Origin of the sequence: Sporosarcina koreensis (genome assembly GCF_001531445.1) — a bacterium.
Taxonomy (GTDB): Bacteria; Bacillota; Bacilli; order Bacillales_A; family Planococcaceae; genus Sporosarcina; species Sporosarcina koreensis_C.
In genome coordinates this window covers 1-243 of the sequence record NZ_LQYA01000383.1, presented here as the reverse complement: position 1 = coordinate 243, position 243 = coordinate 1, and the positions used below count along the sequence as shown (strand labels likewise).

The 243-nt window shown below is 42.8% G+C and carries 1 protein-coding gene; it reads right to left on the bottom strand.

The genetic code is table 11. The annotated features are described in order from the left end of the window. A partial coding sequence (locus AWV70_RS22515; protein WP_153010113.1) for an MFS transporter occupies positions 1–243 on the bottom strand: 243 nt, incomplete at both ends.

Below are 243 nucleotides of genomic sequence, written 5' to 3'. Positions count from 1 at the left end.
GAGCAGAAGATAAGACCAATGGATAAAATGAGCTATCATTCCACCAATAGCTGGACCGATACCTTCTCCCATAGCTACTATGGAGCAAATAAGACCAAACGCTTTACCCCTATTTTCCTTTGGAATATAGCGCGCAACTACAACCATCACGAGTGCTGGAAATGCAGCTGCACCAGCTCCTTGAATAAATCGAGCCAGAATAAGTATGGGAAAAAAAGAATGTCCAACAAACCCAATTACCGA